This window comes from Peribacillus sp. V2I11 (assembly GCF_030817135.1).
Taxonomy (GTDB): Bacteria; Bacillota; Bacilli; order Bacillales; family DSM-1321; genus Peribacillus; species Peribacillus simplex.
Genome location: NZ_JAUSYW010000001.1, coordinates 2,976,077 through 2,995,089 on the forward strand (window position 1 = coordinate 2,976,077; position 19,013 = coordinate 2,995,089).

Genomic DNA, 19,013 nt, shown 5'->3' on the forward strand with positions numbered 1-19,013 from the left:
TCCAAAATAGTACTTTTTTATCAAAAAAATCATTGGAAAAATAGGTATAAAGTGGTATTGTTAACTTGAAAAATAAAATATTCAGGGGGAAATAAAATGAAAAAAGTAAGAGTAATAGCATTAGGCACTATTTTAGCTTGCTCAATTGGGTTAGGAACGCTTTCAGTTGAGGCTGGAAATGACAATTCGGGATATTCATTTACGATTAAGAAAGAGCAAGCTAACTCGTACACAGGTACAGAGTATCGCCAAACGACTATGGAACGGAATACATGGAAAGTGAGAATGTATAAATCAACAGAAGGAACTAATGCTTTAACTGCTTATTGGTTGGAAAAAAGCAATGGTACGAATGTATCCCCTGCAGTGAAAGTTAAAGCTGGTAGCGGCGGTGAAAATAGTGGGCGCAACCATTATATTAAAGGCAATTCAGGTGCCAATGCCACTGAAGTAAGATTAACAGCAGAAAATAATAATTATAGTTCTAACAGCTATTCGGTAAATGGGTACTGGGATGAGGAGACGGGGAGAATATTACCTTCACAATATAATACTTATTACACCACTGAGTATAATAAATAAAAAAATGATGATCATTGTGAAGCCATATTGGATGATTCTTTATTCAAGATGGTTTTATAAAGGGAGAAAAAATGAATAGTTATTATTATAGATTAACAAAAAATAGAAAAACAAAGTTCATAGTGTTATGTATATTGGCAATTGTAATTATTGATATATTCATTCTGATGGGGAATTTTTCATCAACACTGTATTCATCAGAATCGTTAGCACCCCATTTAGCCACTTTTTTAGCGGGAAGTTCATTAGGCCATATGATGCAAATAATCCTAATATGGTTTTTGCCCATTTTTCTATTAATTATGTGTGCTGATAGTTATATCCAAGACTACAGAACAGGATACCGATATATCATGGCGACAAAAAAAGGGCGATTTGCTTACTATAAAACCATGCTATTCGGAAATATGTCATTTTCCTTTTTAGTCATTGTTTGTTGCTTGTTATTCAACATGTTTATTACATATTTGGTGTTTATGAATGGTGAATTTGACCAGGGTTTGTCACCTGACCTGTTCCCTGAAAATCATTTATATACACTTGCCCATGCAATGCCTACTATTAGTAATGTGATTTATATCATCCTTTTTGGTTTTTTCACTAGTTTATGTGCAGGGATGGCTACCGTCCTTAGTTGGTGTTTCCCTGATATGAAGTATACGTATCCATTAAGCTTTGTTATTTGGTTCTCGCAAATTTTGGGATTACATCATTCATTAGCATTGATTATCCAACCTTTTAACGAAGTGAACTTAGCAGATTTCATTTTTATTTTCTTTAAATCTACAATCCTTTTTTTAGCGATAATCACGGTCGGGTTCCTTTTATAAGGTGAAAAGTGATGAAGTCTAATCAAAAAAAAGTATATTTATCAATGCTGCTTTTACTTTTATTTGGATGTTTATGGATGATCTATAATATTCATTATCTAAAAGTAAAGCAAGTAGACCCATCGTATCCATTGATCATAGATGTAAGTGGGAGTGTAGATGGCTATCTCTCGATTAAAAATTTGCTGACGATTTATATTATCCCTTTATTACTATTTTATCGCTTTTTTATTGATGATGAGCATCCGCATATATTGGTTCGATTAACATCAAGAGTCCATATTTACCGAAGAAGGACAATCCAAGTTTTTATAAGTTCATTTATATATGCATTGGGCATTTTATTGATTAATTTCACAGGTGTTTTCATATTCGATAGATTTCATTTCATATCTTCAAATTATTGGAACATATGCCTTCTTAATCTAGCGCTATTAACATGTGTTTATTTCTCGATTGGAATGCTTTTTTATTACATTTTTGATTATTCCAATTCAATCATTGCGATGGCAGGGACCTTTTTTATATGTTTTCTCCTATATATGATGAAGAGTTATCTGAATATTCATTGGACACCTGCCAGTGCATTGAATATTATAGATCCTTTTTTAAGCAGCGGAATGTCAGGGCATCAATCGTTGATGATGATTGGAAAAGAGTTATTGCTATCTATTGTAATGATTTTACTTGGGCTATTTGCCATCGAGAAAAAGGATTTCATTGTTGAGGTTTCAAATGACTAAACGAATCTTCTCAACCATGTTGTTGGTAATCAGTTTGCAAATTTTTTTATTTAATTATTTTGATGGATCTAAAGCCGATCTTACGGGATTCATGATCGTTAGCGGAGTTCCGATTAATAATAAATTTGTTCTATTGGGTACATGGTATATTTTCTTTTCTATGCTGAGTTTTCTGTCGTTAGGTTATTTGAGGCAATATATTTCCGATTACGGGCTATACCAGATGATCAGGGAAAATAGCAGGGTGAGACTAGGGATTAGCAGAATCATGAAGTTAATGATCCTTATATCTGGGTTATCTTTAATCCAACTTCTTGTCTCTATCGTATTCGCTTATATAAATAATGTGGACCAGGCCTTTTTTTATCATGATTTCCACTCATTTATTTGTATAGCAGGTCTATATATTATGTCCAATTTTGTCCTTATTTTTATTCAAATGGCACTCGAACTCCATTTTACGGAGGAAGTATCTTTATTGCTGATAAATGTTTATGTGCTTTTTTCTGTTACATTAGGCGGAGTTCTTTTATCAGTACAAAAGCTGACGTGGATCTTATATTTTTTGATTCCCAATTTCGGAATGTTTGAAAGGGTGTATTTACCTGAATCAGGTGGATTATCGCCGGTACTTGCATATATGGTTTTAACCGTAATAATAATGATTTTAAGTGTTTTATCATTTATACGATTAAAGAAAATGGATTTAATTTAATGAGGTGCACAATGACAAAAATACGAATTAGCTCTTTAAATAAACGGATGAAGAAGAAGACTCTCTTACATGATATTAATTATGAGTTTTGCGGCGGGAAAATTTATGGTTTGTATGGAAGAAATGGCTCTGGTAAAACGATGCTGCTTAGAGCGATTGCAGGGTTAATCATGCCGAGCTCTGGTGAAATTTCGATAAATGAAAAAATTCTCCATAAGGATATTTCATTTCCTTCTAATATTAGTGTCATTATTGAAAACACTTCCCTGCTTCACCAGTACGATGCCTATACAAATCTGAAAATATTATCAAAAATCAGGAACATCACCACTGATGAGGATATTAAATTGGCGATAAAAAGAGTCGGTCTTGATCCTGATTCAAAAATGAAGGTAGGAAAGTTTTCGTTAGGGATGAAACAACGTTTAAGTGTCGCCCAAGCTATATTTGAAAAAACGGATATTTTATTATTGGATGAACCAACAAATGCAATCGATGAAGAAGGTGTCATTCAAGTTTATCAAATCTTGAAAGAAGAAAAAGAGCGCGGGGCACTCATCATATTGACAAGTCATCATAAACAGGATTTAGAAGCATTAACGGATGAATATATAAAAATGGATAATGGAGGAATCGTTCTTGACTCTAAATAAAAGTATAGCAGTATTAAGCTTACTAGTATTAGTAGGCGGATTCCTTATATACAAAGCGTTCTTTGTTTCTTCATCTGATAGTGAAGATACCAGAAAAACTCAAAATAATACTGCTTCCTATAAGATGTTGAAATCACAGAAAATTATTGTCGGTAAAGATATCGATCCAGGCTATTATGATATTAAATCTCTCGATAAGGAATCGGATTTTTTTGGTGATAAAATTCATAAAAATGATGTTTTGCATGCGGTGCCTTTTCATATGAATGAAAATTTCTCGATTAAAGGAAAATTAGAATTCAAGCCCTCTGAATTTGAAGAAGTAGAGAAAAAGGGTCAAAAAACCATCATTAAAGATCCCGGTTATTATAAGGTCGGTGCAGAAATACAAGCTGGGAATTATGTACTATCCAGGACATCTCATACAATCCGGGTGTTTGTCGATATAAAGGATAAAACGGAAACCGAAAGTTTACAAACCATTCAATGGGAAATTGATGAAAATGTAAAAAAACCAATCGAAATTGAACTGGAAAATGGATATAACGTGTATATCGATAAAACGGGAAAAGATGGCTTTATATCAAATGAGGGTGATCTGATATTAGAGAGAAATAATGAGGATAGTGAGTAATTTAAGGGGATTTAATACTAGCTTGATAAGTTTGATATCCTATCAATCAATATTATCTTTATGACAGGTTCAAATCCCATGACCGTTTCTTAAAATGTTAATATTTATTGACTTGAAATTATAAGGAATCAAGCTCAAAAACGGATTCCTTATTTTAAATGTATATACCTAGGACGGGATTTTCGAGGGTCCAAATATCCGCCGTTTATTTGATGTCCGAGAGAGCTCGCAATGACTACTGCTGCAAAGAGGAGGATGATTTTCTTCAAATTAATAATCTTCTTTCCGTTTTTTACTTTTAAAGATTACACCCAAATACCTCTTCCTTCAACCCCTTTTTAAAATGTAGAAAAATTTACTTCATTAAAATTTCCCTATACCCATAATTTGGACTTGTTCATATATCGAATGACAAATCAGCATTTGCTTGGACTTTTTCACTTCACTAATTTGATGGCAACCCCTTTTTTGAATCTTCAAATGCCTCATATTTTCTTGAAATCATTATTAGCCTGCTAAAAATAAACTGTGCAGGGGCAAGTTAGATTCAACTTACCCTCCAATTGTCAGCTCATTTAGTGAATTCCTTCTCAGGAGGTAGACAACATCGTATTCCTTCAACACGTCCATATGCCATCCATATCACCATAAAAATCAGTGGAAACTGAACGTATGCCTTCATTTCCGCTTGAGTTGCATATACTCGCCAATGCAAGCTTGTTTGCACTGTTTATATTGAGTTGGCCAGCACTGCCCGACACGCTCGAATCCTTTTCATCAATGGTTTCAGGATAAGTGGCTGTAGTCATTCCACCATCGTTTTGAATGCTGATATTGAACATCGATCGATCTTGGTCATCATCCGTTTTGGATGTAGTGAAGATGATCGTCCCATTCTTTTCAACCCCAGTTGTCATGCGGCCTTTTTCATCCTTAACTAGTTTACCAAATTCATATTTCTCGACCAAGACGGACATCTCCTTGTATGTATCCTCAACTTTGAAATCGAAGTGCATAACTTTTGATGGATGATTTGGCAAAGCCGAGCAACTCCCCGGCAGCAGCGGCCGATGCGTCATCCCTTAATGCATCGTCATCCCGGCCCGTCTTAGGCGTCAATGGGAAAAATTGCAGCAGTTCCATGATGTTTTAGGTAAGGGTATCAATCGTTTGCCTATATATCGTTTTTAAAATGGGGTCTTTTATTTTTGGATAAGCTATTTTAAATTTCATAAGGGCATTGGACTGGCGGCGACCAATTCATGAAGCTCGAGTGTTACATGCCAAGCAAGATGTGAATGGGTGGGTTTCATTATTTGAATTCCTCCTGAACGAATAAATCTTGATACGTTATTCGAACAGTGGGCTATTTGTAAGTTGTCTAGTGAAATCAATTAGGAAGAGCTGTCCCATCTTCGATTCACATTCACAGTTTAGAAGGATCGCCATGTTTTATTGATATTGCTCGAGAACAGAGAAGAACTTTTTGGCAAATTGGTAAAAAAGTTTTTCTGATGGAGCCAAGTCCCTATTTTTGGGAGTGATGATGCCGACAGTCCGCTTGACTTCGGGTGTATCGATCGGAATTTTGACAGTCAGTCTTGGAATGACTTCATAAAAGGTACTGTCAGGGAGCAGACTGACTCCGATTCCGGCAGATACGAGCCCTTTTATGGAATCCATGTCTTCACCTTCCGAGGCGATGTTCGGTGTGAAACCGGCTGCTTTGCATGCTTCGAGAGCGATAGTGTGAAAGATGTACCCTTTTGGAAACAATACGAAGGGATCATTTCGTAAGTCACTTAGACGCAGACTTTGCCTTTCAGCTAATGGGTGAGTTATGGGCAGTAAAGCGGAAATGTTTTCCGTGAACAGGATATGACCTTCGATATCTGGATCGTTTGTCGGAATCGGTCCAAGGAAGGCTAAGCCGATTTCGCGATTTTTGACAGCCTCCTTTAAAGAGGAATAAGATCCCTGTCTTAAGTGGAAGCCGATATTCGGCTGCTCATCTTTAAAAGCGGAAATGACGGTAGGCAGTAAATGGGTGGAAAGGCTGGTCGGGAACCCGATTTTAATGCTTCCGTGTTCAGGGTCCAAAAACTCCTCAATTTGATATTTGGCATATTCTATCGCCTGTATCGCCGTTTTGGCATGGATCAAGAAAATTTTACCAATTGGAGTTAACTGGATATTCCGCCCGATTTTTTCGAATAAAAGTACGCCAAGCTCATCTTCCAGTCTGGAGATTTGCCGGCTGATTGCTGATTGTGCAATATGCAGGTGCTCTGCGGCTTCAGAGACGTGTTCTCTCTCGGCGACCTCTACAAAATAACGTAATTGTCGTAGTTCCATTTATTCATCCTCCTGCCATTCATCTCAAATCGAGATAGATTCTATTAGAATTATATATTGTTTATATCGATTTGAAAACCTAGAATAAATGTAAGTGACATAACGGTGTAAGAATACGAAGGGGGCGATTAATATGACATACAATCAAATACCAAAAGCACAAGGGCTCTACCATCCTGAATTTGAACATGATGCATGTGGGATCGGTTTATACGCTCATTTAAAAGGGCTTGCTACACATGACATCGTCAAACAAGGACTGAATATGCTGTGCCAATTAGATCATCGCGGCGGACAGGGCAGCGATCCCCTTACAGGAGATGGCGCAGGGTTAATGGTGCAGATTCCTGATGAGTATTTCAGGCTGGCATGCCCGGAAATGAACTTGCCGGCAAAAGGACGCTATGGTGTAGGGATGCTCTTTTTCTCTAACAATGATGATGAACGGAATGAAATCGAAGCTCGTTTGAATGCATTTATCGAACAAGAGGGCCAAACGCTATTAGGGTGGAGAACGGTTCCTGTTGATGCAACGAAAATCGGGGAGGTCGGCAAGGAGACATGTCCGACGATCCGCCAAGTATTCATCGGTGCCAGCGATGGGATGACCGATGATTTAGCTTTTGAGCGTAAATTGTTCATTATCAGAAAACAAGCTGAAAACTGGGCTCGTGAACGCGGCAATCGTTTTTATTTTGCCAGCCTTTCAAGTGCTACGATCGTATACAAAGGATTGTTGACGCCAGAGCAGGTGGATGCTTTTTATCTTGACCTTCAACAGGAGTCTTTCGTTTCGGCCTTCGCTTTAGTGCATTCCCGCTTCAGTACGAATACTTTTCCTAGTTGGGAACGGGCACATCCAAACCGTTACTTGATCCATAATGGCGAAATCAATACGCTTAGAGGTAATGTGAATTGGATGAAAGCTCGTGAGCAGCAGTTTGTTTCTGAAGCATTCGGGGATGACCTGCAAAAGGTCCTGCCTATTCTGGATATAGACGGCAGTGATTCCTCGATTCTTGATAATGCACTTGAATTCTTCGTGCTTGCCGGGCGTAAACCTGCACATGCGGCGATGATGCTCATCCCTGAACCATGGACGGAAAACCCGCATATGACGAAGGAAAAGAAGGCATTTTACGAATATCATAGCATGCTCATGGAGCCATGGGATGGTCCGACGGCCATATCCTTTACGAATGGAAAGCAAATCGGTGCCATCCTGGATCGAAATGGTTTAAGGCCGGCAAGGTATTATGTGACAAAAGATGATTACATCATTTTCTCCTCTGAAGTCGGCGTGATCGATGTGGAGCCGGAGAATGTATTATATAAAGATCGTTTAAGCCCAGGCAGAATGCTTTTAATAGATTTAGAGGAAGGCCGTATTGTTTCCGATGAAGAGATCAAGTCGGAAATGGCACAGGAAAATCCTTACCAGCAATGGCTGGACGAACAGCTTGTTCAATTAAGTGACGAAGAACCTATGCTCGAAGTGGAGCCATTGAGTGATTTGTTATTCAGGCAAAAAGCGTTCGGATACACGTATGAAGATGTCCAAAAATATTTACTGCCGGTCATTAACGAAGGCAAAGATCCACTGGGCAGCATGGGGAATGACATTCCGTTAGCGGTCTTATCAGATCGCCCGCAATCGCTTTTCAATTATTTCAAGCAATCCTTTGCACAGGTAACCAATCCGCCAATCGATTCGCTTCGTGAACAGATCGTCACGTCAACGATGACATTTCTAGGTGCGGAAGGAGATTTGCTGAAACCTGATGAAACGAACAGCCGCCGCATTCAATTGGATTCACCTGTTTTGACGCCAGGTCAAATGCAGCAGTTGAAAGAAAATGCCTATCCTGAATTCAGGAGCAAAGTCATTCACACTTTATTTTCAGAAGATTTAGAGAGCGAACTCGATCGCATCTGCCGTGAAGCGGAACAAGCAATCGCTGATGGTGTCAGCCTTTTGATTTTATCTGACAAGGATATGAGTAAAGAAAAGGCTGCGATTCCTTCCCTGCTGGCTGCGAGCGCCCTTCATCAGGAGCTGATCCGTCATGGGAACCGTACGAAAGTGAGCATTATCGTTGAATCGGGGGAAGCAAGGGAAGTCCATCATTATGCGTCCCTAATCGGGTATGGAGTGGATGCGATTTACCCGTACCTTGCTTATGAAACATATAAGCAGGCCGTATTGGAAGGCAGTTTGGCCATCAGCCACGAAGAAACGGTAAGGAAATATGTACGCTCGTTGACAGAAGGCATCGTAAAAGTGATGTCGAAAATGGGGATTTCAACGATTCAAAGTTATCGCGGCGCACAAATTTTCGAAGCGGTCGGAATCGGTGCTGAAGTGATCGAGCGCTATTTCAGCGGTACGGCATCGCAGCTTAGTGGGATCGATTTGGCAACGATCGCAGAGGAAGCGTTGATTCGCCATAGAAAAGCTGCAGTCGATGCCCTTGATCAAACTCTTGAAAGCGGAAGTGATTTTCAATGGAGAAAAACAGGGGAACATCATGCTTTCAATCCTAAAACGATCCATACACTGCAATGGGCCTGCCGGAAAGGCGACTATAATTTATTTAAGCAATACTCAAACTTGGCGAATGAAGAGAGACTCGGGTTTTTACGGAATTTATTCTCGTTCGATCAAAAGCGCCAAAGCATTTCCATAGATGAAGTGGAATCCGTGGAATCCATCGTCAGCCGATTCAAGACGGGTGCGATGTCATTCGGTTCATTAAGTCAGGAAGCACATGAAACATTAGCGATTGCGATGAACCGTTTAGGCGGAAAAAGCAATAGCGGTGAAGGCGGGGAGCATCCTAGCCGTTACCAACTGGATGAAAACGGCGATGACCGCCGCAGCGGAATTAAACAAATTGCGTCCGGTCGTTTTGGAGTGAAAAGCCATTACCTTGTTAATGCCGATGAACTTCAAATCAAAATGGCGCAAGGTGCAAAGCCGGGTGAAGGCGGCCAGCTGCCCGGAAACAAAGTATATCCTTGGGTCGCAGAGGTCCGTGGTTCCACACCGGGTGTCGGCCTGATTTCACCGCCTCCGCATCATGATATCTATTCGATTGAAGATCTGGCACAGCTGATCCATGATTTGAAAAATGCGAACCGAGATGCCAGGATCAGCGTCAAGCTTGTATCAAAAGCAGGCGTAGGCACGATTGCAGCCGGTGTGGCAAAAGGAGCAGCAGATGTCATCGTTATCAGCGGGTATGATGGCGGTACGGGTGCATCACCAAAAACGAGTATCAAACATACAGGTCTTCCTTGGGAGCTGGGCCTTGCCGAAGCACACCAAACATTGATGCTGAATGGCCTGCGCAGCCGTGTAGTCCTTGAAACGGATGGAAAGTTAATGACGGGACGCGATGTAGTCATGGCAGCTATCCTTGGAGCGGAAGAATTCGGCTTTGCTACAGCACCGCTTGTGGTCCTTGGCTGTGTCATGATGCGTGCTTGCCATTTGGATACATGTCCAGTCGGGGTAGCTACTCAAAACCCTGAGCTTCGCAGCAAATTCACTGGAGACCCTGATCATGTCGTGAATTTCATGCGCTTCATCGCTGAGGAAGTGCGGGAAACGATGGCTGAGCTTGGTTTTAGAACACTGGAAGAAATGGTCGGCCGCACGGATGTTTTACAAGTGAGCGAGCGGGCACGAAACCATTGGAAAGCGAAGCATCTGGACTTGACGACACTTCTTTTCCAACCGGAAGGGATACGTACGTATCAACTTCCTCAAAACCATAAAATTGAAGAATCCTTGGATATCCGTGAGATTTTACCAGTTGTGGAGCCTGCTTTAAATGATCAAACTCAGGTCGATGTCAGCTTCCCGATTACAAACGTGAACCGTGTGGTCGGAACGATTGTCGGCAGTGAAGTATCCAAACGCTATGGGGAAGAGGGGTTGCCTGAAGATACGATCACACTTCGTTTTACGGGATCGGCGGGCCAGAGCTTCGGTGCGTTCATTCCAAAAGGGATGTCGATGTATTTGACAGGTGATGTCAATGACTATGTTGGGAAAGGCTTATCTGGCGGAAAGATCATTGTTACGGCACCTGCTGGCAATCAAATTGAGGCTGGGGACAATGTAATTGCCGGAAATATCGCCTTATACGGTGCAACAAGCGGCGAGGCCTACATTAATGGCCGTGCGGGAGAACGATTTGCCGTACGGAACAGTGGAGTCAATGTCGTCGTTGAAGGAATTGGAGATCATGGCTGTGAATATATGACAGGCGGACGCGTGGTCATCTTGGGCGACGTCGGCAAAAACTTTGCGGCAGGCATGTCAGGCGGCATCGCTTATGTACTTGCTGATGATGCAGAAGAATTCAAGTCATTATGCAATGGTGAAATGATAGAATTCGAGACGCTTGAGAATATGGATGATGCAAACGAGGTAAAAGAAATGCTTTACAGCCACCTTCATTATACAGAGAGTGCCAAAGCATCGTATGTACTGGAGAACTGGGAGGATTTCGCTAAGAAATTCGTAAAAGTCATTCCGAAAGATTACAAACGGATGATGAAAAGCATCAATGAGCAGAAGCATGCAGGGTTAACGGATGAAGAAGCGATCATGAGTGCATTTCAAGCAAATGCCGTTCAAGATAAAAAAATCACTAAACAAGCTGTGATGCAGTAAGGAAGGGGAGAGAAAGATGGGAAAAGCAACAGGATTTATGGATTATCCGCGAGAAAAACCAAAAGACCGGAATCCTCTCACTCGTTTAAGCGACTGGAGAGAATATACAGCTCCTTTCTCTGATGAAAAGTTAAGTACACAGGGAGCGCGGTGTATGGACTGCGCCACCCCTTTCTGCCATATGGGCATGGAATTGAACCGGGTAACGACAGGCTGTCCGATTCATAATCTGATCCCGGAGTGGAATGATTTGGTGTACCGCGGCAGATGGAAAGAAGCATTGGACCGTTTATCGAAAACGAATAATTTCCCTGAATTCACCGGGCGCGTCTGCCCGGCCCCTTGTGAAGGGTCTTGTACGGTGGCGATAAGCGATCCAGCCGTTACCATCAAGAACATTGAACGGACCATCATCGATAAAGGATTTGAAAATGGCTGGATCACGCCTCGCATCCCTGAAAGCAGGACCGGCAGGAAAATTGCCATCATCGGTTCAGGCCCGGCAGGTTTGGCGAGTGCCGACCAGTTGAATCAAGCAGGCCATTCGGTCACGGTTTATGAGCGCTCAGACCGTGCAGGCGGGCTGTTGACATACGGTATCCCGAATATGAAACTTGAAAAAGATGTCGTTGCACGCCGAATCAAATTATTGACCCAGGAAGGCATCGACTTCATTACCAATACAGAAGTAGGCAAGGATATTTCAGCCGAAGAACTGCAAGATCAATATGATGCAGTCATCCTTTGCACAGGTGCCCAAAAGCAGCGTGACCTGAAAATTGAAGGACGTGAAGCAACTGGCATTCACCTTGCAATGGATTACTTGACGACTTCGACTAAAAGCCTGTTGGACTCGAATTTTGAAGACGGCAAGTTTTTAGACACTAAGGGGAAGGACGTCATCGTCATCGGCGGCGGGGATACAGGAGCTGACTGTGTCGCAACTGCCCTTCGCCAGGAATGTAAGAGCGTCGTACAATTCGGGAAGCATCCAATCCTTCCGACGGCCCGTACATCTGATAATATGTGGCCAGCCTACCCGAATGTTTTTTCCCTTGATTATGCGTATGAAGAAGCGGAAGCGAAATTCGGTGCAGATCCGCGTCAATATTCAATCCAAACAAAAAAAATCGTAGCCGATGAAGATGGCAACGTTAAGGAACTGCACACAATTTCAATGGAAAAAATCAAAGGCGATGACGGAATGTACATTTTCCGGGAAGTTCCAGGAACTGAAAAAGTATGGCCTGCACAATTCGTTTTCATTGCAATCGGATTTGAAGGAACGGAAATGCCGTTATTGACTCAATTTGGCGTAGAAACAGTCAATCAAAAAATTGATGCCGTTTATGGCGAATACAGAACGAATGTCGAAGGAGTTTTCGCTGCCGGAGATGCAAGGAGAGGGCAAAGCCTCATCGTTTGGGCAATCAATGAAGGCCGTGAAGTAGCGCGGGAAGTGGACCGCTACTTAATGGGCGCAACGGTATTGCCTTAATTATTTTAAAAAAAGAAGTGCCTTAATGGTACTTCTTTTTTTGTGGTGGGAAAATGTGGTGCTCACGAGTAAATGGCCGGAATTCACGAGTAAATGGCCGGAATTCACGAGTAAATGGCCGAAATTTACGAGTAAAACGCCGAAACTCACGAGTAAATGCCCCGAATTCACGAGTAAAACGCCAAAACTCACGAGTAAAGTGCAAAACTCACGAGTAAAGCGACCAAATCTCACGAATAAAGTGCAAAACTCACGAGTAAAGATACCGTGCTAAAGAAGAGGGTCGTCAAGGATTGATGGAATACAAATTAGGCGAGCAGTATATAAATACTGTTCGCCTAATTTACTATCAGTCAGCTTCTATAGTCAGCTTCTTGAAGAACACCAAGGGATGTGTGATTCAGTGCATGGACAGCTGCTATTATTTTCCCTGTCTCTACTTCATCTCCCACGGCTTTATACAACTTTTCTATTAGCTGGGATTTTGTTAATGGATTTCCTGGACTTCCTTTAGGTGTATCGATTCGTTTCGATAGTACATCACCACTCGTTGTGGTCACGGTCACAATTGTAAATCGTCCCACCGGTAGTGCTGCTTTGGAAGGCTTGATCGTTGCATCCGTCTCTCTATTTACTTTTTGAAAGGATTCTCTCCATGAATGGGGAATAGGTTTCGATTCAAATGAAGCAAAGGTCAGGGGTTTGCCTGTAAGCGCGAGCCATACAATATACTCAATCGAAAATCTTCCTTCTTCACCAGTTCCTGGGTTATGGTGAATCAAAGCGGAATCACCATTTGGAGGAAAGCAAACACTCACCGATTCAATATCTTCTTCCGACAAATCGTACGTCTTATGTAAAAAAACAGCTGCTTCAGCGCCATGTGCCGCAGCAGAACAAAACGGGTACTGTTTAAACCATAATCCTGGTGTTACGATCCGCCATGTCTTTCCCCAATTTACCGTTAAATCGGGAACCCCATTTTCTGCATATACCTCAAAGAAACCATTCTTATCATTCAAAAAGTCGGGGTTGCTATGTAATCCCATCCGAATCCAATCGGCGGAGTCCACAGCGTTTTTAGCAGCAATCCCTACATGGAGCGGCTTTACCACAGTACCAAATTGTAGTCGTAAACCCGCCGATTGGGTAGCGGCAAGACTCATGGTTTCAGCTATTAAGCGTGGTGAGTATTCCCGTAAATACGCAACGGCACCAGCTGCAGCTATTACGCCAAGTGTAGCTGTATTATGCCAACCTTTTGTATAATGATAGGGATTCATAGCTTCTCCAAACCGAGCCATGATCTCCACACCAACCACATAGGCAGCTAAAAAGCGTTTCCCGGACATTTCAGGTTCTCCAACTGCTAACAAAGCAGACAAAATGACTGCGCTTGGATGACCTCGTACATCTGAATGTACATCATCATAATCTAGTAAATGAGCTTGAAAGCCATTGAAGAGTGCGGCTTGGGATCTTGTTGCATGAATGAGACTTCCAATCAAGTAACTCGTCCCATTTCCGCCTTCTTCCAAAATGATTTGCTTTAAAATCGTAATTTCCTTTTCGGATTTTGTTTGATAGGAAACAGCAAGATAATCAAGAAGTCCTTCGATGGCAGCCTGTAATACTTCTTCATTTACCAACGGATTGGAATGATAAATCATTTCAGATAACCTTTCCGTGTTCATACACTTCACTTCCTTTTTTGCCTGGCAGATCCGTCCGTTTCATCTCCCATTTGCCGTAAAAAACGCTGGGTTCGCGGATTAAGGGAACGCTCAATTACTTGTTCTGGGGTGCCTTGTTCGATAATGTGTCCATCTGCCATGAATATGACATGGTCAGCAACTTCCTTCGCAAATTGCATTTCGTGCGTCACGATCACCATTGTCGTATCCTCTTTCGCTAACTCCCGTATTACTTGTAAAACCTCATTAACCAATTCGGGATCTAGAGCGGAGGTAGGTTCATCAAATAGAATGGCATGTGGTTTTACAGCTAATGCTCTAGCGATGCTAACACGCTGCTGTTGTCCACCAGATAAGGTAGCGGGGTATTGGTTGGCTTGTTTTTCTAAGCCAACCCGTTTCAATAAATCCACGCCGATTTGAATGGCTTCCTCTTTTTTCATCTTTTTGCTGACAAGCAAAGCTTCAATCACGTTTTTTAAAGCTGTTTTATTTTTAAAAAGGTTATAGTGTTGGAATACCATCGCTGTTTGCTGTCTTAATTGGTACGCGTCTCTCTCTTTATATTTTTGGGTATCCAATTTTACATCCTTGATTTCGATGGTGCCGCTGTTGGGCTTTTCCAACAAGTTCAGACAGCGTAATAACGTTGATTTTCCAGAACCGGAAGGACCTATAATGGCGACAACTTCCCCGGTTCTTATATCCAAGTTAATATCGTTCAATACTTGTTTATCGTCAAAATGTTTGGTTAAGTTTCTTACTTTTATCATATGATCACCTTCTAAGTGGTTTGCTGAGCCAAATCTCCAGATATTTTTGTATCCAAGAATAAAGAATGACCAATAGCCAGTAAATCAAGCCAACCACCAAATACGTCTCGAAAAAGCGCATGTTAGCGGATGCAATCATCTTTCCCTCTGCAAATAGTTCCGTAATTCCCAATGTAAAGGCAAGGGACGTTTCTTTAATCAAAGATATAAACGTATTCCCTGTTGCTGGCAATGCATTTAAAGCAGCCTGCGGTAAAATGATTCGCGAGTAAATCTGCACTCTTTTCATGCCAGTTGCAAGGCCCGCTTCCATCTGCCCTTTGTCCACAGAATTCAATCCAGCTCGGAAAATTTCTGCTAAATAAGAGGATTCTTTCAAACTAAATCCAATGATCGCCGCCGTGATTGCTTCCATCGTTGACAACGACGGGAATAACTGTGGTAAACCGTAGTAAATGATGAATAATTGTACCAATGTTGGCATTCCTCGAAATAAAGAGATATATAAGCCTGCCAAATGGGTGATTCCAAAAATATTACTATTTCTTATTAAGGCTACTACAAGTCCGATAATAATGGCTAAAACCATCGATATGATGGCTAAAACCAGAGTGATCGGAATAAATTTTGCGATTTGTAGGGAAATTTCCAACATATATTGTAAATCAAAATTCATAATGCTTTAAAACCTCCGCTATGCTTATTCGCCGGAATTCGTGGTGATATCTTCACCAAAATATTTATTGGATAGCTTTGCTAATGTACCATCTTCTTTAAGTTTTTTTATTTCTGTCGTGAATTCTTCATTTAATTTTTTGCCCTTTTCTGTCTTGGGAAATGGATATCCTACATTTTCATATGCCACTGGATCACCGACTAGTTTTAACGGAAGATCATTTTTCTTTATTTCTGCAACTAGGATTGGGCGGGAATTGATATATCCATCTACACGGTTGTTAATGGCATCTTGCATTGCGCCATCCCGAGTTTCATAGGTTCGTATTTTGATATCGCCGTTTTTATCATATTTTTCTAGGTTTGCAACGTTATTAGACCCCAACACACCGGAAACGGTTTTGCCTTTAAGATCATCCAAACTTTTAATATCATTGTTTTTTGTGCTTGATACAATTTGTGCACCATAATAACTATATGGCTCTGTAAAATTAAATTGCTCTTGTCGTTCTGTTGTAATAGCAACGGCATTCGCAACGGTGTCCAATTTACCGGATCCCAATTGCCCCATTATCCCACTGAAATCAGAAGTGACCCACTCTACCTTGTATCCTAAATCCTTAGCGATGCGTTCTGTAAGTTCTACGTCAAAACCTGTTAATTTACCATCCTCTTGATAACCATTTGGATAGCTTTGGCCAGTTGACCCCACTTTGATTGTTTTTTGTTCGGAATCTTTGGCCGTATCCTCTTGTTTTGAATTGCCACATGCTGCAAGTACTAATATGAAAAGTAAAGAGAGTCCAAGGGAAAGTATTTTTTTCATCGTTATTTTCCTCCTATTTTTAAATGGTTTGATTTTGTTTTTCAGTCCAAGCTTGATATTGTCCTGGTAACAAGATTTTCCTCAAATATATAGTGAGATGACCTTTGCCTAAATCTTTTTGACCTATTTCTTCAAATCCGCTTTTTTCGTACATTTTTTTTAGCCATGGATGATTATCCGCGGTTCCGAGTGTAACCGCGGGGGCTCTCAGTTGCTTCTTCAAAATTTCTTCTTCGAGCCATGACAGAACTTTTTTCCCTATGCCTTGACGCTTATATGCAGGGTTTGTAGCGAACCAGCCTATGTGTGGCAATACGAGCGGGCCAGGATTGGGGCCCCACGGTAAACGAATCGATACGGTGGAAATAAATGTCCCATTTTCCTCCAGAACATATACCTTATTTTCGGATATGTGCTTAATTGCTTCCTCTCTCGTGGCCGTTGCCGCAGAGAAGTGAATATCCAACTCTCTTATACTCGCATAAGCATCCAATGTTAAATGAAGGAATTTATCCACATCTTCTACACGTACTTCACGAAATATTTGACTCATCTTGCGCCTCCTATACTCTATCTAGTTAATTCTTTTTCGGTTGGGTGGTTCTGTCCTTGAGTTAAAGCTTATGAGAATATTGGTTGACCGGTTTATCCAGGCCAAGATTCCCTCGTAATGTGTTACTTTCATATTTCGTACGGAAAATTCCTTTTGATTGCAGTTCAGGGACAACAAGTTCAACAAAATCCGTTAAAGAATCAGGCAAGAGGGCTGGCATGATATTAAAGCCGTCAGCTGCATTTCCATTCACCCAATCTTCAATCTTATCCGCAATCTGCGTTGGTGTTCCAATTGCGATATGATGTCCACGTGATCCAGCAACCCACTGATATGTCTGACGTAACGTCAAATTTTCATTGGTCGCCCGTTTAACGATCAAATCATATTTACTTTGGATGCTATCTACATTATCTGGTAACGAAATATCAGCAAACGGTGTATCCAAAGGGATATTCGAAAAATCCACATTTCCAAAATACCTTCCCATAACAGCCAATCCTATTTCGGGAATAATCAGCTCCTGCAATGCCTCGTACTTTTCTTGGGCTTCCTTCTCAGTCTGTCCCACAATCGGGAACAAACCTGGCATAATACTCAAGCTGCTTTTCTCCCGATTAAAAGCGGCCAATTGACCTTTTAACTCATGGTAAAATGAAATCGCGTCCTCCTTGTTCTCCTGGGCGGTAAAGACAATCTCTGCGTGCTTTGCTGCAAGCAATTGCCCATCGCCAGAAGAACCTGCTTGTACGATGACCGGATGCCCCTGAGGTGAGCGAGAAATATTTAATGGTCCTTTTACAGAGAAAAACTCACCTTGATGATTGATTTCATGAAACTTGCACTCATCAATGAATTGGCCTGTTTCTTTATCGATAACCAACGTATCGTCTTCCCATGAGTCCCACAGTTTCTTGGTAACTTCAACAAATTCAGTAGCCCTTTTATAACGGAGACCATGTTCTAAATGTTCAGATTTATTGAAGTTTACTGCAGTGGAGGCAAGGGACGTTGTGACTACGTTCCATCCAGCACGGCCGGAGGTAATATGGTCTAAAGAAGCAAATTTTCTAGCAACATTAAAGGGTTCTTCGTAGGTGGTAGAGGCCGTTGAAACCAACCCAATATTGGAAGTCGCCGAGGCTAGATAAGATAACAAGGTCAATGGCTCGAATCGAGTCAGAATATTAGGATGCGAGTCCTTTGCAACTGACAAACTATCTGCCAAGAATAATAAATCAAATAAACCTTTTTCGGCAGTCTGCGCCAACCCCTTAAAATAATCGATGTTCATATTTGCTTTCGGATTGGCGTTAGGATGTCTCCAAGAAGCAACGTGATGTCCTGTTCCGGCCAAAAATACACCAAGTTTTACTGTTTTCTTTTTCATGTGTCAATTGCTCCTTTGTGTCTTCACTTTTAAACGCAGGGGATTTATAATAGTATATCCTTACTGGTTTACTATGAATTAATGTTAAAATAAAACCCGCTTCCAGTTTAGAAGAGGGTTCCTTCCGACCAATGTGTATGTATGTCTTTACTTCTTTTCTACTATATAAATTTAATCCTTTTTTGTATTGATACGTTACTATAATATAGTAAATTACTTCACATGGTAGCATCTTGTATAATAAATTGTCAATGCTGAATGTTCGAAATAAACACTTTTCATTTCGGGGAATTCATTGTTATGATGCTTACGATGCTACTTAAATTAGAACTCATGCTTTACACGTTTATCAAATAGCTTATTTGATAGCTTGGATATTAGCTTTCGTTCTTTAATATTCGGATTTTT

At 41.0% G+C, this 19,013-nt stretch carries 16 protein-coding genes; 8 read left to right on the plus strand and 8 right to left on the minus strand.

From position 1 onward, the window contains the following. Positions 1-96: 96 nt before the first annotated feature. The 6 genes from QFZ73_RS14520 (at position 97) to QFZ73_RS14545 (ending at position 4,157) form a co-directional block, all read left to right on the plus strand. Positions 97-582, plus strand: a complete 486-nt coding sequence (locus QFZ73_RS14520) for a DUF2712 domain-containing protein (RefSeq protein ID WP_307267305.1) — start codon at positions 97-99, stop codon at positions 580-582. 353 nt (positions 583-935) lie between these two features. Continuing rightward, the gene (locus tag QFZ73_RS14525; protein ID WP_307267307.1) at positions 936-1,412 is read left to right on the plus strand and encodes a hypothetical protein; all 477 of its coding nucleotides are present in this window, start codon (positions 936-938) and stop codon (positions 1,410-1,412) included. A gap of 11 nt (positions 1,413-1,423) precedes the next feature. Next, positions 1,424-2,155 carry a WxPxxD family membrane protein gene (locus QFZ73_RS14530; RefSeq protein WP_307267310.1) on the plus strand — a complete coding sequence of 244 codons (732 nt, stop codon included), beginning with the start codon at positions 1,424-1,426 and terminating at the stop codon, positions 2,153-2,155. Further along, positions 2,148-2,870 carry a DUF2705 family protein gene (locus QFZ73_RS14535; protein WP_251434251.1) on the plus strand — a complete coding sequence of 241 codons (723 nt, stop codon included), beginning with the start codon at positions 2,148-2,150 and terminating at the stop codon, positions 2,868-2,870. Before QFZ73_RS14530 ends, QFZ73_RS14535 begins: the two co-directional genes overlap by 8 nt. A gap of 11 nt (positions 2,871-2,881) precedes the next feature. After that, positions 2,882-3,523 carry an ATP-binding cassette domain-containing protein gene (locus QFZ73_RS14540; RefSeq protein WP_251434254.1) on the plus strand — a complete coding sequence of 214 codons (642 nt, stop codon included), beginning with the start codon at positions 2,882-2,884 and terminating at the stop codon, positions 3,521-3,523. After that, positions 3,510-4,157 carry a hypothetical protein gene (locus QFZ73_RS14545; protein WP_307267317.1) on the plus strand — a complete coding sequence of 216 codons (648 nt, stop codon included), beginning with the start codon at positions 3,510-3,512 and terminating at the stop codon, positions 4,155-4,157. The genes QFZ73_RS14540 and QFZ73_RS14545 overlap by 14 nt, the downstream gene beginning before the upstream one ends. 617 nt (positions 4,158-4,774) lie before the next feature. On the opposite strand, the gene QFZ73_RS14550 is transcribed toward QFZ73_RS14545, so the two are convergent. After that, a complete protein-coding gene (locus QFZ73_RS14550; protein ID WP_307267320.1) occupies positions 4,775-5,197 on the minus strand; it encodes a hypothetical protein in 423 nt (140 codons plus the stop codon). A gap of 412 nt (positions 5,198-5,609) precedes the next feature. Continuing rightward, positions 5,610-6,512 (minus strand): glutamate biosynthesis transcriptional regulator GltC, encoded by a 903-nt coding sequence (gene gltC, locus QFZ73_RS14555; RefSeq protein WP_251434263.1) that lies wholly within the window; start codon positions 6,510-6,512, stop codon positions 5,610-5,612. A gap of 133 nt (positions 6,513-6,645) precedes the next feature. Between gltC and gltB the strand changes: the two genes are divergently transcribed. Together gltB and QFZ73_RS14565 are read left to right on the plus strand one after the other, a co-directional pair. Further along, on the plus strand, positions 6,646-11,196 hold the full coding sequence (gene gltB / locus QFZ73_RS14560) for a glutamate synthase large subunit (RefSeq protein ID WP_307267324.1): 4,551 nt from the start codon (positions 6,646-6,648) through the stop codon (positions 11,194-11,196). Between the two features lie 16 nt (positions 11,197-11,212). Then, positions 11,213-12,694 (plus strand): glutamate synthase subunit beta, encoded by a 1,482-nt coding sequence (locus tag QFZ73_RS14565; protein WP_307267327.1) that lies wholly within the window; start codon positions 11,213-11,215, stop codon positions 12,692-12,694. 353 nt (positions 12,695-13,047) lie between these two features. Here the strand turns inward: QFZ73_RS14565 and QFZ73_RS14570 are convergent, their stop codons facing one another. From QFZ73_RS14570 to QFZ73_RS14595, 6 genes are all read right to left on the minus strand, one after another. Further along, on the minus strand, positions 13,048-14,388 hold the full coding sequence (locus QFZ73_RS14570) for an MmgE/PrpD family protein (RefSeq protein WP_307267330.1): 1,341 nt from the start codon (positions 14,386-14,388) through the stop codon (positions 13,048-13,050). Between the two features lie 5 nt (positions 14,389-14,393). Then, a complete protein-coding gene (locus tag QFZ73_RS14575; protein ID WP_307267333.1) occupies positions 14,394-15,161 on the minus strand; it encodes an amino acid ABC transporter ATP-binding protein in 768 nt (255 codons plus the stop codon). Positions 15,162-15,165: 4 nt separating this feature from the next. Further along, positions 15,166-15,837, minus strand: a complete 672-nt coding sequence (locus tag QFZ73_RS14580; protein ID WP_063234905.1) for an amino acid ABC transporter permease — start codon at positions 15,835-15,837, stop codon at positions 15,166-15,168. A 24-nt stretch (positions 15,838-15,861) separates the two neighbouring features. Beyond that, positions 15,862-16,662 (minus strand): amino acid ABC transporter substrate-binding protein, encoded by an 801-nt coding sequence (locus QFZ73_RS14585; RefSeq protein ID WP_063234906.1) that lies wholly within the window; start codon positions 16,660-16,662, stop codon positions 15,862-15,864. Positions 16,663-16,681: 19 nt separating this feature from the next. Then, positions 16,682-17,215 (minus strand): GNAT family N-acetyltransferase, encoded by a 534-nt coding sequence (locus QFZ73_RS14590; RefSeq protein WP_307267338.1) that lies wholly within the window; start codon positions 17,213-17,215, stop codon positions 16,682-16,684. 61 nt (positions 17,216-17,276) lie between these two features. Beyond that, positions 17,277-18,605 (minus strand): LLM class flavin-dependent oxidoreductase, encoded by a 1,329-nt coding sequence (locus QFZ73_RS14595; protein WP_307267341.1) that lies wholly within the window; start codon positions 18,603-18,605, stop codon positions 17,277-17,279. Positions 18,606-19,013: the final 408 nt, after the last annotated feature.

Excerpts from the sequence above, each read along its gene's own strand:
- QFZ73_RS14565 (WP_307267327.1), top strand. The coding sequence starts at position 11,213 with ATGGGAAAAGCAACAGGATTTATGGATTATCCGCGAGAAAAACCAAAA.
- QFZ73_RS14585 (WP_063234906.1), bottom strand. The coding sequence starts at position 16,662 with ATGAAAAAAATACTTTCCCTTGGACTCTCTTTACTTTTCATATTAGTA.
- QFZ73_RS14535 (WP_251434251.1), top strand. The coding sequence starts at position 2,148 with ATGACTAAACGAATCTTCTCAACCATGTTGTTGGTAATCAGTTTGCAA.
- gltB (WP_307267324.1), top strand. The coding sequence starts at position 6,646 with ATGACATACAATCAAATACCAAAAGCACAAGGGCTCTACCATCCTGAA.
- QFZ73_RS14590 (WP_307267338.1), bottom strand. The coding sequence starts at position 17,215 with ATGAGTCAAATATTTCGTGAAGTACGTGTAGAAGATGTGGATAAATTC.
- QFZ73_RS14595 (WP_307267341.1), bottom strand. The coding sequence starts at position 18,605 with ATGAAAAAGAAAACAGTAAAACTTGGTGTATTTTTGGCCGGAACAGGA.
- QFZ73_RS14525 (WP_307267307.1), top strand. The coding sequence starts at position 936 with ATGGCGACAAAAAAAGGGCGATTTGCTTACTATAAAACCATGCTATTC.
- QFZ73_RS14580 (WP_063234905.1), bottom strand. The coding sequence starts at position 15,837 with ATGAATTTTGATTTACAATATATGTTGGAAATTTCCCTACAAATCGCA.
- QFZ73_RS14575 (WP_307267333.1), bottom strand. The coding sequence starts at position 15,161 with ATGATAAAAGTAAGAAACTTAACCAAACATTTTGACGATAAACAAGTA.
- QFZ73_RS14530 (WP_307267310.1), top strand. The coding sequence starts at position 1,424 with ATGAAGTCTAATCAAAAAAAAGTATATTTATCAATGCTGCTTTTACTT.
- QFZ73_RS14570 (WP_307267330.1), bottom strand. The coding sequence starts at position 14,388 with ATGAACACGGAAAGGTTATCTGAAATGATTTATCATTCCAATCCGTTG.
- QFZ73_RS14520 (WP_307267305.1), top strand. The coding sequence starts at position 97 with ATGAAAAAAGTAAGAGTAATAGCATTAGGCACTATTTTAGCTTGCTCA.
- gltC (WP_251434263.1), bottom strand. The coding sequence starts at position 6,512 with ATGGAACTACGACAATTACGTTATTTTGTAGAGGTCGCCGAGAGAGAA.
- QFZ73_RS14540 (WP_251434254.1), top strand. The coding sequence starts at position 2,882 with ATGACAAAAATACGAATTAGCTCTTTAAATAAACGGATGAAGAAGAAG.